Origin of the sequence: Lactobacillus acidophilus (assembly GCF_034298135.1) — a bacterium.
Lineage (GTDB): Bacteria > Bacillota > Bacilli > Lactobacillales > Lactobacillaceae > Lactobacillus > Lactobacillus acidophilus.
On sequence record NZ_CP139575.1, the window covers coordinates 93,608 to 108,301 of the forward strand.

12 protein-coding genes are annotated in these 14,694 nt (G+C 31.5%); 8 read left to right on the forward strand and 4 right to left on the reverse strand.

The genetic code is table 11. From position 1 onward, the window contains the following. The first annotated feature begins 571 nt into the window (after positions 1–571). The 4 genes from SO785_RS00455 to SO785_RS00470 all read left to right on the forward strand — a co-directional run bounded on the left by SO785_RS00455 (position 572) and on the right by SO785_RS00470 (position 4,696). A complete protein-coding gene (locus SO785_RS00455; protein WP_015613409.1) occupies positions 572–1,582 on the forward strand; it encodes an AraC family transcriptional regulator in 1,011 nt (336 codons plus the stop codon). Between the two features lie 164 nt (positions 1,583–1,746). Beyond that, positions 1,747–2,508: an exodeoxyribonuclease III gene (locus tag SO785_RS00460; RefSeq protein ID WP_003549947.1), complete on the forward strand. Its 762-nt coding sequence runs from the start codon at positions 1,747–1,749 to the stop codon at positions 2,506–2,508. A 100-nt stretch (positions 2,509–2,608) separates the two neighbouring features. After that, on the forward strand, positions 2,609–3,673 hold the full coding sequence (locus SO785_RS00465) for a hypothetical protein (RefSeq protein WP_003549951.1): 1,065 nt from the start codon (positions 2,609–2,611) through the stop codon (positions 3,671–3,673). Between the two features lie 12 nt (positions 3,674–3,685). Further along, entirely contained in the window at positions 3,686–4,696 is a 1,011-nt protein-coding gene (locus tag SO785_RS00470; protein WP_011254543.1) for an Lreu_0056 family protein, read from the forward strand. 137 nt (positions 4,697–4,833) lie between these two features. On the opposite strand, the gene aspT is transcribed toward SO785_RS00470, so the two are convergent. Then, positions 4,834–6,492, reverse strand: a complete 1,659-nt coding sequence (gene aspT / locus SO785_RS00475) for an aspartate-alanine antiporter (RefSeq protein ID WP_003549953.1) — start codon at positions 6,490–6,492, stop codon at positions 4,834–4,836. Positions 6,493–6,507: 15 nt separating this feature from the next. Further along, positions 6,508–8,106, reverse strand: coding sequence for a bifunctional aspartate transaminase/aspartate 4-decarboxylase (locus SO785_RS00480; RefSeq protein WP_003549954.1), 1,599 nt, complete (start codon positions 8,104–8,106; stop codon positions 6,508–6,510). A gap of 483 nt (positions 8,107–8,589) precedes the next feature. On the opposite strand from SO785_RS00480, the gene SO785_RS00485 reads away from it, so the two are divergent. Together SO785_RS00485 and SO785_RS00490 are read left to right on the forward strand one after the other, a co-directional pair. Then, the gene (locus SO785_RS00485; RefSeq protein WP_003549955.1) at positions 8,590–8,718 is read left to right on the forward strand and encodes a hypothetical protein; all 129 of its coding nucleotides are present in this window, start codon (positions 8,590–8,592) and stop codon (positions 8,716–8,718) included. 631 nt (positions 8,719–9,349) lie between these two features. After that, complete coding sequence (locus SO785_RS00490) at positions 9,350–9,913, forward strand: GNAT family N-acetyltransferase (RefSeq protein ID WP_011254542.1); 564 nt, start codon at positions 9,350–9,352, stop codon at positions 9,911–9,913. A 27-nt stretch (positions 9,914–9,940) separates the two neighbouring features. Here SO785_RS00490 and SO785_RS00495 read toward each other — a convergent pair whose 3' ends face one another. Then, the gene (locus tag SO785_RS00495) at positions 9,941–10,441 is read right to left on the reverse strand and encodes a transcriptional regulator (RefSeq protein ID WP_003549961.1); all 501 of its coding nucleotides are present in this window, start codon (positions 10,439–10,441) and stop codon (positions 9,941–9,943) included. 478 nt (positions 10,442–10,919) lie between these two features. Beyond that, entirely contained in the window at positions 10,920–11,762 is an 843-nt protein-coding gene (locus SO785_RS00500) for an SEC10/PgrA surface exclusion domain-containing protein (protein ID WP_003549962.1), read from the reverse strand. Positions 11,763–12,473: 711 nt separating this feature from the next. Between SO785_RS00500 and SO785_RS00505 the strand changes: the two genes are divergently transcribed. After that, positions 12,474–13,811: a maltose-6'-phosphate glucosidase gene (locus SO785_RS00505; protein ID WP_003549970.1), complete on the forward strand. Its 1,338-nt coding sequence runs from the start codon at positions 12,474–12,476 to the stop codon at positions 13,809–13,811. 102 nt (positions 13,812–13,913) lie between these two features. After that, positions 13,914–14,690: a MurR/RpiR family transcriptional regulator gene (locus tag SO785_RS00510; protein ID WP_015613407.1), complete on the forward strand. Its 777-nt coding sequence runs from the start codon at positions 13,914–13,916 to the stop codon at positions 14,688–14,690. Positions 14,691–14,694 lie beyond the last annotated feature (4 nt).

Consider the following 14,694-nt stretch of genomic DNA (forward strand, 5'->3'; position numbering starts at 1 on the left):
GTAGAGAATTAGGCCAAGCAATTGTTGCTTGGTCTTTTTTTATTCTTTTGAGTGCTCTATTAACAGAAATGCTTAAAAAACTAATAAAATATGTGAAAGCAACATGTTCAATCTTTATTTACAACATAGTGTAAGTTGTTATTTTTATCTATCATAAGATATGGATAGATAAGAATATTTAAACAGGATGTTAAAGGAAAAATTGAGTTGGAATAATTACAAAAGGTTAAATCTATGCTTATTTGTGAATTTTGCAAATACTTTTAAAGCATTTTTTGTGACTAATTTAGTTAAACAAGATAAAATTAATATCTAGAAATAAAATAACATGTTTATCTAAAATTTGAATAAAAACTTATAAAAATTAATTTTACGTAGTAAATAAATGTGTGTCTGAATAGATATATTAACATCTCTTACCCTTGTTATCTAATAACATTTGGCCGCTAATATATAGTTTATCCATTAAATATAAATAAAATCGTAGTAAAACGCATAATAATTGTGTCTATTTAACAGATACTTTAAAACTATTTTTAAAGTTGTACTTAATAAAGGCTCGGTGTTGATGATGAATGCTGAAATCTTAAAAGTACTACGTAAAAATAATGATTTTCAAAATTGGGAAGAAATAAAAAATAGATTACATCCCATAATTATAAAGCATGTTGAGGGTGAGCCTGTATATCAATTTTTTGACACATTAAATGATAATTCTTTTGAAAAAAATGGACAATTAATTTCCCTTTCAACTCAGCCTATAAATAGCTTTGTTCCGTATCATATACATAATTATGTTGAAATGATGGTAGTTTTGTCAGGTAGTTGTGTTATAAAAACAGCTAACGAAGCTATAACTCTCAATGAGAATGAAATTATCATTATCGGGTGTAAAACAATACATAAAGTTGAACCTATTGATGATAAGACAATTATGATAAAAATCGCCTTAAAAAGAGCAGCTTTTTCTTTAGAAGATTTAGTCTTTTTAACCCATTCACATAATGCTCAATCTGTTTCTTCTATTGTATTTTCGCTTTTATCTAGTGATGATTCTCATGGAGCATTTAATGTATTTCGTACTCATCATGATGTTCATGTAGTTAATAAAATTTATAATATTATTTCTGAGTATTATTGTCCTGATGACTATAGTAATCAGATTATTAAATTAGAGATATTAGAGTTATTTATTCGATTAATTAGAATTGCATCTAAAGATGCCGTTTTTCAGACACAAAAAGAAGTTCAAAATAATAATGAAATTGATTTACTGACTTTGCTTCTTTATATTGAAAGAAATTATAAAACTATCAATCTTAAGAGTATGGCAAAGTATTTTAACTTTAATCCAAACTATCTATCTTCGATTTTGAGGGAAAAGACGGGTTATACGTTTATAAAATTAGTTCATTTGCAGCGAATCAACGTTGCGGCTGAGTACCTAGCACTTACTAATACTCCAGTTGAAGGTATTTCATTAGCAGTGGGGTATGAAAATCCTTCTTATTTTTATAAAATGTTTAAAAAATATATGGGATGTTCACCTAAAGAATATCGTCAAAAACAAATAGCAAGTTAATTTATGAAAAGAGGATAATATGCCTCTTTTTTGTTTCTTATTTTTTAAAAATATGGATTTTATAAATATTTTTTTAGTAATTGTTATACCTATCATTCAATAAATGACTACAATAGAGGTAGGATCAAAATGTTGTATAGATTATAAGAAAGAAGATCTTGAATATGAAGTTTGTATCATGGAATGTTAATGGTTTTCGTAGATGTTTACGTCACGGATTTTTAGATACATTTTTGGATTTAGATCCTGATATTTTTGGGATGCAAGATACTCGTTTATCTCCAAAAGAAGTAAAGATTGATTTAACAGAATATTACCAATACTGGAATTTCTCTGAAGAAAAGCGTTATGATGGTGCTGCTGTCTTTACCAAAATTAAGCCATTAGCTGTATATAATGGTATTGGGATTCCTGAATTTGACCGTGAAGGTAGAACTATTACTTTAGAATTTCCTAAGTTCTACTATGTAAATACCTTTGCACCATATGCAGGTGAACAATTACAACGCCTTGATTTTAGAGTAATGTGGGCACAAGCATTTAGAAACTATGTCACCAAGCTTGCAAACAATAAGCCAGTAATTATCGGCGGTGACATGAGTGTTGCTCACGATGAAATCGATTTAGCTGAGCCTGAAAAGAATAAGAACCACGCTGGCTTTACTGGTGATGAACGTAAAGAATTCACTGAATTGCTTAATGCAGGTTTTGAAGATACATTCCGTACACTTCATCCAAAGGACGAAGCTTATACTTATTGGAGCAGACATGACAATGCTAGAGATAAGAATATTGGTGAACGCTTAGATTACTTCTTGGTATCACATGCATTGACAGACAAGGTGGAAGGATCAGATATTTTGAATAACATTGATGAATCAGACCACTGCCCAATCGAATTAAATATGGATATTAAAGCTGAATAGTTAGAGCATTAGAGTTAATACATTAAGTCGTAGTTAATACTACGGCTTTTTGTTTTATAATAAAAATGTTTGTTTATTATATTTTTGGAGGGAAAATAAGGTGAAACCGAATAATACTTTGAATGTTAGAAGATTAGTGGGGGCAATTCTTCTAGCAATTTTTGCTGTGGGAATAATAGGTTATTCTCAAGTTCTACTAGGAATCGCATGGGTTGGGCGAGTAAGACAATTCCAGCAATTTCTTTACTTTTATGGTGCATGGGCAATTGGACTTGCTATTTGGTACTTTGTGACACTAAAGAAACCAGCTAATAAAAAAGCAGAATTAATTGTTAAGATTATCTTCTTCATAGTTATTGCATTGAACTCAATTTATGGTGCAATGCTGGATTATAGTGATGCAACTATCTATGGAATCATATTAATGATTATTTATGCGGCAGGCTGTCCATGGGGGAAATTAGGATATCGCAAGCATCCCTACCAAGATGTAATGGTATCTACTGAAAATAATCAATCTGAAAAAATAGCACAATCTCCCCAAAATAGACCATGGTATAGAAATTGGTCAACTTGGGTAATTATTGTTCTATCAATTTTAGTAATTTCAATGGGCTTCTTTATTTTGACAGATGGTAGTTTTAGAGATTCAACAAGTACTACAGTTGATAGTAACCAAACAACAAAAGATGATCACATATTGAAAGTTGATTACAAGAGTTACAAAATTAAAGCAATGAAAACTTACCGCGTAAATTATACAGATCATTCCTGGGATGGTGGGGATGTAACAATTAAAAAAGTTGTAATATATCAAACTGTTAAACCTTATAAGTATGACTCATCAAATGATGGTAAGTTTATGATTCATGGCTTTGCCAGAATTTATATGTCGGTTAAAGCAGATGATGATATTTCAATATATCCGACTCAAGGAACTTATAGTTATTCTAATGGTGAACAGCATGATGCCGACAGTATGGAAAACTGGGACGGCGATATCAATGATGGGATAACTAAATCAGGTACAATTACAGTTCCAATTCAAAATTTAAAGTCAACTTCATCATTAAAAAACATTCGGATGAAGTTTGATGCTTCTGCGCAAGACAGTGATGATGATGCGTTGGATAAAACTTTCGATTTAACGATTGATTTGAAATAGTGGGAGTAAAAATTGAAAAAGAGAATTATTGGGTTTATGTTAACTGGAATGGCTATTCTAGCGCTAACAGGATGTCAAAATAATAAAAAGAATAGTAGTGTTGCTAAACAAAATGGTGTGGGACAAGTTAAAAAGACCAATCATAGCAATACTGATAATGGTGGTAAATTTGGGCACAATGCTAGTGTAAGCACAGCTTTGTGGGATACAAGTAAACAGGATAAGCTTGATGACTTCTTTGATGATTGGGCGGACTCGATGAATCAAGAATATGATAAATATGATGGAGATGGTCAAATAACTACTGCAGCCGGTGAAAAATTTCCACAAGACTTTGATCGAGTTTATATAAATAATCAGAAAGTATCAATAGCATATAATCCAGATGGTAAGGGAAATGCGGATTACAATGTAGTAGCTATCTATAATCATGATAGTGATAAAGCTCCACTTGAGGGGCATATTACATACTTTTTCTCTTTTCATGACGGCAAGCCAGTCGTATTAGTTGATGAAACAACTAATGGTGATAAGGTAATGGTTAAAGAAACTGCTAATCAAGATCTGATCAATGGCTTTAATGCAATTGCAGGTGGTCAAACTGCTTCAATGCCTGATAAAGATAGTGATGATAGCAATTCTTCAGCAGATGATTCATCTTCAGAAGATCCTAAGTTAATAGGTGTATTTATTGGACTATTAAAAGACGGAGACTGGTTCAAAGATAATTTGAAGGATGGTACGATGTACTTTAGTGATTCTGCTGGTCATGGTAAAACAAATGGCTATGATTGTATTACTACTGGTGGTTCTCCAGCATCTTATTACTGGTTTAAACAAGAAGGTAATCAGGTTATTGTAAAATATAGTGATCCTGATCATACTGTTTCGGATGGTGTGTATAAGACTGAGAGATATACAGTAGATCGTTTAAAGTCAGATTATTATGTTAACTCAGGTCAAAAAGCGGAAGTCAATGGGTATGTAAATAAATTAAAGTCTTTGGATGATCTAGGCGATTAAATAGTTTTGTTAAAAACACAGAAAATACTGATAATCATTGTTAAATAAATGATTATCAGTATTTTTGTTTTTCCAGAGAACCATAAAAAATCCCTATCAATGCGATAGGGATTTTAAGAGGATCGAGACTATAAATTTTATGCGAGTAATGCAACAATTAGAGGAGCCATAACAGTTAAGAATATGTTGCCTAATGCATATGTAGGAGTGTAGCTTAATGCAAATACAGTTGAATCAGTTTCAGCATTAACTGCGTTTAAAGCTGCAGTGATAGTACCAGATCCACAAAGTGATCCGATATTATCAACAATGTTCATCTTTAATATAAATTTGCTAAATAATAGGGTAAATAAATGAGGGAGTATTGAAACTAAAATACCGATAACAAATACTAGCCAGCCCATTTCTTTTAAAGCAGTGACAAAGCCACTCCCGGCTTGAAGACCTACTACACCAATAAATAGGTTCAAACCCAAGCTCTTTAGTAACCATCTGGTGGAAGGAGGAATTACACCAATATTTGGATGCTTTTCTTGGAGCCAGCCGAAGTATAATCCGGCAAATAGAGCACCGCCACCGCCACCTAGGGTAAGTGGAATTTTATGAATTGTGATTACAATTGCACCTAACAAGATACCTAAGAAAATACCGATTGATAGGAAGCTAACATCTGTTTTGGTACCAGCAGCTTTTTCGTAACCAATATTTTTCATAATATTAGTTAAGTAGCTTTGTGGTCCAATTACAGTGATATGATCGCCAACGGATAATAAAGTATAATCAGTGATTTTCTTATCATCGTGATATGCAGATTCAATAATTACACCATTAGCAAGCATATTTTCAAGGGTATTGTAATTGTATACTTTAGTTAATAAAATTGTTGTCTTTTTCAAATGTAATGGATAATTATTGGCATCAACTTCTGATAAATTATATTTTTTATCTGTAAAGTCAGCGAAGTTTTTAATACTACCTATTACTAAAATAATGTCATTGTTAGCTAGGACCGTTGAAGGACTAGTCAATGTTTTACCATCTCTAACTATTTCTTCAATGTTCAATCCTGCATTGTCATTATTAAAGTCTAGAATAGTTTTACCAATATACTTATTTTCTGCATTAATTCTAAATGCTCTAACACGAATGTTTGCAGAAATTTTTACGCTTTTTGTATCAGTTTTAATATGATTTGTTTCAATATATTCCTTCGTTGCTTCTCTTAAGTTAACATGGAAAATTGCAGGAGCAATATTCTTTAAGAAAATCAAAACGCCAATAGTACCAAAGACATAAGTTAGGGCATAAGCAATTGCAACTTGAGACATTGCAGCAGTTTTAGCAGCTTGCGAAATATGTAATGCTTCAATTGCTGAATTAGCGGTACCAATACATGCTGATTGTGTTAATGAACCTGCAATGATACCACCGGCTTCACCAAAGTTAACGTGAAATATTTTAAATAATGCAAAAGATACGACAAATGCAATTACTGAAAATACCACACTTTGAATGATGAATTTAATACCTTTTTTCTTAAAACTGGCAATAAACACAGGACCAACTTCATAGCCAATTGTAAAAATAAATAAGTCAAAGAAAAGATTTTTAACAACTGGAGCTATTTGAAATTTTCCCATTTGTCCAATAATTAATCCAACTAGTAGTACACCAACTGTTGCACCAAGTTTGAAGCTTTTGATATGAAATCTACCAACTAAATAACCTAAGCCTAGTGTTAAGAAGATGGCTACAGAGGGATTAGTTAGAAAGAAATTACATACTGAATGCCACATAATTCAATCAGCTCCTTAGTTATTTTGTTTGAATTCTTCGTAATATTCTTTCAATAACTCTAAGACTTGTTTTCCGATTAAAGCATAGTCTTCTGTAGGCAAATTGGCTTGTGATACTCTTAATTCACCTGGTTTAGCACCGAAACCGACGCCATCTACTAAAACAACGCCGTTCTTTTCAGCAAGCTTTAGTAAGAAGTCAACTTGTTCAAAGTTATTAGTTAAATAATCTCTAAATTCTTTACCATAAATTTTTTCTGCTAAGCGATAAATATCAATTAATGAATAATAGTGAGTATTAGTATCAGTTTCATCTTTAGGTGCTTGCATTGCATCGTGTAATTGATCATATCTTTCTGAAACTAATTTTCTAGCAATATCAATATAAGGATCATCGCTGCCGCCATTAGTAGAAGTTAACAAGTGAGTCATGGAGAATAAAGCTTCCATGATTTGTTGTGGTGTAGATAAACCGGCTGTGTGATAAAGACCGATTGATCTACTGTCAGCACATAAACGATCAATAAATTTCATTTTATCGGGATCTAGAACTACTGAACTGTAACGTTTATGCAATTGCCGTAATTCAACTTTATCTAGGTGAGCAATATTATCATCGAATACATTTTTCTCGTTTAAAGCGATAACACCTAAACGCCATCCGGTACATCCAAATAATTTTGAATATGAGTAAACTAACATGGTGTTATATGGAACTACGCTATAGATACTCTTAAAGTTTGGCACAAATGCTCCATATACTTCGTCACTAATAATCATTAATTTAGGATTCTTTTCTACTGCTTGCTTAATAGCGTTTAAGGCATTAGTATCGAATTCTTTAGAAGTTGGATTAGTAGGATTTACAACTATTAAAGCTTTAATTGAAGGATCTTTTAATTTCTCTATTTCATTTGGTTCAATTTCCCAATCATTTTTTTCATAGGAATGGAGATCTACTTCTACGAGTTCATAATCTTTCAATTCAGGAATTCGTAAATATGGGGTGAAAATAGGCTCATTAATAGCAATTTTGTCACCTTTTTTGAGTAAATGATTTTCTGCTAATGAGTGGAAGGCATAGACGATTGCTGCGGTACCACCTTCAGTAGGGAAAAGATCTGTTTGCTCAGCTAAATTAGCATCTTTATATGATAATTCTTGTAAGAAATAATTTATTATCTTTTCGGTGTTAACTAAACATCTGTCAGGAACAGGATAATTATTTGCGACAGCACCATTTACCCATTCTGCGACGACTTTGTCGCGATTGAGACCTAATTCTGTATGACAATAATTTACGGCATCAATTAAGAATTTATCTTCGTCATTTTTATCAGGATCCAAAAATGCAAATAATCTTTCTCGAATGCCATCAGTATTGATATAACCAGCCATAATGCCGTTATTAATAGTAAGTTTGGATTCAGTTACTCCAAACTGAACTAATCTTACAAAAGCAAGACGTGCTAAAGTTTGAATCCAGTTAGGATTACCACGTCCAGCATTTAAGAAAATATTACTTTTCTCATTTTTTTGAGCAAGTGCAAGCATTTTTCTACTAATTTCGAATGCTCCCAAAGCTTCCAGCTTTTTTTCTTCTGAGTTATCCATTTTCTGTGCTCCTTAGAAGAATTTGATCTTCTAAAAAAATTGTAATTAATAACATAAGCGCTTACACGAAGAGCATAGCACCAAAGTACATTTAAAACAATAATATTAGGCTAGGTACCAACTTATTGCTAGCTTAAAATACTCAATAAAATAACAATCTTATATAAATTTAATAAAAGATATAATTGAAAAAATTATATTCTCCCTTATTATTATATGGTCTTGTATAGTAAATATTTTTGCTTTTGATGTCCAGTATATATGTGAGCGAAATTAAAAAAATAAAGTATTATGAGTTTGTTGAAATTCTATAAAATATATTAGGATTTTTTGAATTACGAAAATTATAGATAACGTTTAATTTAAGAAAAAAGGCTTTTAAATATTATTTAAAAATAACACTTGTATTTTAAATAACATATGTTATTATAGTTGATGAAGAGAGTAATAAGAGATACAAGTTGAATGTGAGGTAGATGTATTATGATGAACGCAGAAATGATCTTAAACGATGTTGAAGTAAAGCAAGAAGTAAAGTTTGGTAAGCATACTTTTACTGCTAAGACCATGGCTGATATTTTGGCAGATCAAGGTTGGGTTTCAAACGATTAATACATATTGCTGATAAATAATTATCTAGAATAGTCTCCAATAAATAGAGAAAAGGACGTGATGTAATATACATTAGGTCTTTTTATTTATTTAATCCCATATTGAGCGATATATAAATTTATGTAATCCTTTATTGCTTTTCCGCACAAAATTAAAAGCGATAATAATAAAAATAACACCAAATATATTTAATAAAAAATTTTATCATCAGATTTACAGTGACGATAAATGTAGTGAAATAAGCTTGGAAGAAGAAAATAGAAAATTATTTTTATTTTTATAAGCAAAACACTTGCAGTTTAAATAACACGTGTTATTATAGTCTGTGAAGAGAGTTATGAGTTGAATGTGAGGTAACAATTATGAACAACACTGAAATGATTTTAAATGATGCAAATGAAGTTAAATTTGGTAAGCACACTTTTACAGCAGAAGCTATGACTGATATGTTGGCAAATCAAGGCTGGGTATCAATCGCTTAATTTTAATATTTATTTCTAAATCTATTTTTGAGTGAGCTTACAGTTGTCTCACATAAGAACAGGACCTAATACAATGAGTATTGGGTCCTGTTTAATTATGGTATATTAATTTAAGAAAATAAAAAATATAGAGGTACAACCAGATAAAAATGATTAGAAAAGCAAGAAAAACAGATTTTCCGTTTGTATATCCTATTCTTAAACAAATTTTTGAAGAAATGCAGATGAAATCGATTGAAACACTACCGGAAGATCAATTTTATAATTTGATGAAACTAGGATTCATTTCTGATTATTACCGTTATTCATATCGCCGAATTTGGGTATCTGAGGTGGATGGTCAAGTAACGGGTATTTTAGATATGTATTCTTATGATGATCAGAAAATTATTGATATAGTATTGAGACATAATTATGCTAAAGCTGGCTTACCAATTTCTACTGTGATTTTTGACGATCAAGAAGCTTGGCCAGATGAATGGTATATTGATGCTTTAGCTGTGCATCCTGATCATTGGGGTGAGGGATATGCTAGTCAATTAATGGATGAGGCAGAAGAAATTGGCCGAAACCGAGGCTATAAAATTATTAGTTTAAATGTAGATAAAGAAAATCCACGTGCTCAGGCTTTATATCTCCACAAAGGTTATCGAGTAGAAAAAACAATGACTATTGGTGATCGAAGCTATGATCATATGGTTAAGCAGCTATAAAAAGACGTAGTTTAACTACGCCTTTTTTTAGTTTGATGGTAAGACATATTCTAAGTCTACATACACATCCAATACTTTTTCTTTACAGTTATGGGCAACCCAACTAACTACACGTGAAAAAATAATATTAGTCATGCTTTGGATTTGTTTATTAGAACAGTTACTATTTTGAAGATGCTTTTGCATTTCAGTAAAAAATGCATGATTGATCTGATGACAAATATGTATCTTACTAGTGTTTTTGTTGGTCAAACGATAGATATTTGTATAATAAATGCGGTGGTCACCGATTTCTTTTAGTAATGCATATACTAATTTCCTTGAATTGCAATCACTGTAATTTTGAAAATGCTTGCGAATCTCAAATTGTAAGGTATTGCAAAATAAATCCGGCATACCATTATAAGTGCTATAAAAGCTAGCACGACCTACTCCACTAGCTTGACAGTATTGCTTAACTGAATACTTATTGATTGAATTTTGGGCTAGTTCCTCTCTTAAAATAGTGCGAGCTAGTCTAATTTTCAACTCTAATTCCTCCCTTTCGCTATCGCTTTCTATTTATAAAATATGTTAAACGATAATTTTTATAAAAATATACCAATTATGAATGAATATAGCAATAGCCACCAGCGATAACAATTGGTTTATAGCACAATGTAAGCATGAGTAAAGCCCTTACAAGCAATTCAATTGATTAAAAAAATTTTTTTAAAAGTAGAAAGTTAAATGATAGGATTACATTATTTTTCTAAAAAAGGTTCCCTAATCATTGATATTATTAGATTTATTACAAAAAAATAGTAGAAATTGATTTTTATTATGAAAAGCCTAGTTATAAATCTTGTCTAATATAGAATACAAAAAAGCAAAAATGTCTGAAAAATAAAGACACTTTTGCTTTTTTGTTTATATTTGACAAATTAAAAAAGTGTAAACAGATGACTGAACTATTTGCACTTTTGAGATTAGGAACTGTATTAAAAGTTATAAACTACAAGTCAAATTAGTGGTTAAATTTTTTGTAGTTTTGAATATAACGTTTTGCAACACCAATCATGTGAACACTAATCTTACTTTGATCATCTTTTAATCCACTAAAACTTACACCAAAGTATTTAGTCTTGGCATCATAATTCTTTGTACGACAACCAAGTAAATCACCGGCGTGTTCCCATTCAGTATATCTTGAAGAATCATTCATTTGACTATCGCTACCGGCAAAACCACCGAAAAGCATTTGTTTTACATTAAAGTAAATTTGATTCTTTAAAACTGACATAGTACGAAGATTTGAGCCATATTGTGATGAAATAGGTAAGCCTGCTTCATCTTCATATACTTGACCTGCATTTGAATTAAGACCTGAAGCTTTAGCAGCCCGTAAAATACCAGCTACATAATGATCAGGATCCCAACATGACTTGTTATGTGTATAGTACTGATTGGCAACACGATCTGCAAAACGTAAAGCGCCACTTCTATATGTCCAAGGTTTTTTGCCAAGTTGGCTACGAGCAGAATTGATTAAACTTAAAGTATATTTGCTCAACTCAACTTTTTGACTATTAGTCAACTTAGTAACATTAACTAGAGTATTGTCAGAACCTGCATCGCTATTAGTGTTTTCCATCATGCCCTTTTTTGAGGCATTAATTAAGGCTTTACTTGCTTTACCAGTTTGATTCCATTTAATAACAGCATTTTTAGTATAGCCAGAAGGCAATGTAATTGATGCAGCTTGAACTGTTGAATTGTCTTCTTGATTATTATTCATAACAAAAATAGCACTACCTGCTAAAGCTGCAGCAACACTAATAGTCGATAAAAGTTTTATATTGCGTTTCATTATTCCTAATCCCCTATGATTATAAAAAATTTTATTTAAGTCCCAATGTATAAAACTCTATTTCTTAAAGGGTAGTCAGTCCTTTAAGAGTCGCTATAAGTCTCTTCAAATGATAGATTAACAGGAATAAAATTTATGTCTAGACATCCATTTATTTAATAACAATAGTGACTAGATAATGTACTTGAAAAATGTAAGTCAAAAAGTTGATGTGGCGCTATTAGCTAATAGACAGGAATAATCTATACGTATAAATAAATAATTTATTTTTTTGATTAAAAGTTGAAATTATATAATAAAATATATATTTATAACTTATGTTATATTTCAATTGGATAATCTATACAATATGAAAACGCCTTTAATTCAATAAATAAGGTGGATTATTTTATTTTTTAAGTATATGTGTATAGTGTTTAAAATAGAAGAATAAATATATAAAAACTATTTTAATAAAAGCTATGTAATTTTTGAAACAGGTATGTTTAATTCAGGTTAAACATCAATGCAAAAATTAATAAAACTACTTAATGTAACTACTGTTTAAAGCAATCAAAATATATTTCATGGCTTGAAACGCGTTCCAACCTGCGAAACAAAGTTTTAAACGTGTGAAAGCGAATACATTTACAGAAAATGATGGTATAAATATAGCCGTAAGGTAAATGAAACAGATTTTGAGATAAAAACTTATCAAAGGAGATATGGAAGATGAATGATAAGAAATACTCAGTAGTTATTGCCGGTGGTGGTAGTACTTTTACACCAGGATTCGTTCTTGATTTGATCAAGAGTCAAGACAAGTTCCCAATGAGAGAATTGAAGTTCTATGATAATGATGCAGAACGTCAAAAGAAGATCGGTGAAGCTGTTAAAATCATTATGAAGGAAAGAGCTCCACAAATTAAATTCTCATATACTACTGATCCAAGAGAAGCCTTTACAGATGTTGATTTCGTAATGGGGTCAATTCGTGTTGGTAAGTATCACATGAGAAGTTTGGATGAAAAGATTCCATTAAAATATGGTGTAAATGGTCAAGAAACTACCGGACCCGGAGGAATGGCATATGGTCTTCGTTCGATTCCTGCAATTCTTCAAATTATTGATTGGATGCAAGAATACTCACCAAATGCTTGGATGATTAACTACTCCAATACAATTGCAATTGTTGCTGAAGCTTGTCGTCGTCTTCGTCCAGGTGCAAAAGTTATTAACATCTGTGATATGCCTATTGATGATATGGACAGAATGGCAGCTATTTGTGGATTAAATAGCTGGCATGATATTGACTTCAACTACTATGGTTTGAATCACTTTGGCTGGTGGAAAGAAGTAAGAAATAAGAAGACCGGCGAAGATTTGATGCCTAAGCTTAAGGAGTACGTCAGAGAACATGGCTACTGGGTAGGTGGCGATTATGATAAAGACACTGAACCATCATGGGAAGCAACTTTTAAGAAGGTAGCAGATGAATATAAGCTTGAACCTGAAACTTTACCGAATAACTATATGCAATACTACTACTTCCCACAATATGAAGTAGCAAATGCAGATCCAAACCATACTCGTACTGATGAAATTCTTGAACATCGTCAAAAGATTGTTTTTGGTGAATGTGAACGTATTGTTGAAGCTGGTACTGCTAAGGATAATATTTGGGATATTTCAGGATTGCACTCAGAATATATTGTAGATATTATTCATGCCATTGCTTTTAATACCCATGAAAAATTCTTGGCAAACTGTGCTAACGATGGCGCTATTGCCAATATGGATCCAGATTCAATTGTTGAAGTTCCAGCATTGTTTGGTGCAGATGGTATTCAACCAATGGCAACTGGTATGGCTGGAAGATTCCAAAGAGGCTTGATGATGGAACAACAAACCTGTGAAAAGTTAGTTGTTGATGCCTACGTTGAACATTCTTATAACAAGATGCTTCAAGCCTTTGCTTTGAACAAGACAATTCCAGATGCTTCAGTTGCTAAGAAGATTTTAGACGATATGATTCCAGTTAATGCACCATATTGGCCAGAATTGAAATAATACTTACTATTAACTCCCCTGAAGGATAGCTATTAACAAGCTATCCTTTTTTCATTGCCCATGATATTCTTGATGTAGTTAGAAAAAATAAGGGGGATGCAGATGGATTTAGAAACAGCAGTCATGAAGAAAAAAGAGAGCTTGAATGAAACTGATAAAGCGATTGTCAGCTATTTACTGAAGTATCCTGAAGATGCTAGTAAGTTAAGCTTGATGGAATTAGCACAGAAACTGTATGTTTCTAAGTCCGCTATTTTTCGTTTAAGTAAAAAACTAGGGCTAAGTGGTTTCAGTGAGTTAAAGTTTGAATTAACTGAGTTAACTAATAAAAAAGTACAAAATAAAAAATATGTACAAGAATTAGATTTCAACAATAATTTACACCAAATAATTGATGAAACATTTAAGTATTTTAAAGATGCTAATTTCCATGATTTATTCATAGATTTGGATAACGCTGAAACCATTTATATTTATTCAACTGGTTGGCAACAACAGATAATTGCAGAATATTTAGCACATTCATTTTTCTTAATTGGCAAAAAAGCAATTATACTTCCAAGTGCCAAGGATGAAGTAGCAATGTTAGGTAGATCAATTGAAGAAAATGATATGTTATTTGTTATTTCTTTTGGTGGGTTCAATAAGACAATCATTGAAGAGCTAAAAAAGATTGATACAGTCACTGATAAATTGAAATTTGTTTCATTAACTAGTTGGCAGCCAGGTAAAATTGCCTCATTAAGTGATTACAGTTTTTTCTTTAAAACTACACCATTTCAAATTAGCAATCAGAATGCAGTGACGTTTAGTTCTGCATATGTGTTAATTGACTTGATAATTAATGAATATGGCAAACATTGTAATTCTAAGAAGTAGGGAA

What these genes read in the sequence shown, in the direction of transcription:
- SO785_RS00485 (WP_003549955.1), top strand. Translation starts at nt 8,590, where the DNA reads ATGATGAACGCAGAAATGATCTTAAACGATGTTGAAGTAAAGCAAGAA.
- SO785_RS00500 (WP_003549962.1), bottom strand. Translation starts at nt 11,762, where the DNA reads ATGAAACGCAATATAAAACTTTTATCGACTATTAGTGTTGCTGCAGCT.
- SO785_RS00480 (WP_003549954.1), bottom strand. Translation starts at nt 8,106, where the DNA reads ATGGATAACTCAGAAGAAAAAAAGCTGGAAGCTTTGGGAGCATTCGAA.
- SO785_RS00455 (WP_015613409.1), top strand. Translation starts at nt 572, where the DNA reads ATGAATGCTGAAATCTTAAAAGTACTACGTAAAAATAATGATTTTCAA.
- SO785_RS00460 (WP_003549947.1), top strand. Translation starts at nt 1,747, where the DNA reads ATGAAGTTTGTATCATGGAATGTTAATGGTTTTCGTAGATGTTTACGT.
- SO785_RS00505 (WP_003549970.1), top strand. Translation starts at nt 12,474, where the DNA reads ATGAATGATAAGAAATACTCAGTAGTTATTGCCGGTGGTGGTAGTACT.
- SO785_RS00510 (WP_015613407.1), top strand. Translation starts at nt 13,914, where the DNA reads ATGGATTTAGAAACAGCAGTCATGAAGAAAAAAGAGAGCTTGAATGAA.
- aspT (WP_003549953.1), bottom strand. Translation starts at nt 6,492, where the DNA reads ATGTGGCATTCAGTATGTAATTTCTTTCTAACTAATCCCTCTGTAGCC.
- SO785_RS00490 (WP_011254542.1), top strand. Translation starts at nt 9,350, where the DNA reads ATGATTAGAAAAGCAAGAAAAACAGATTTTCCGTTTGTATATCCTATT.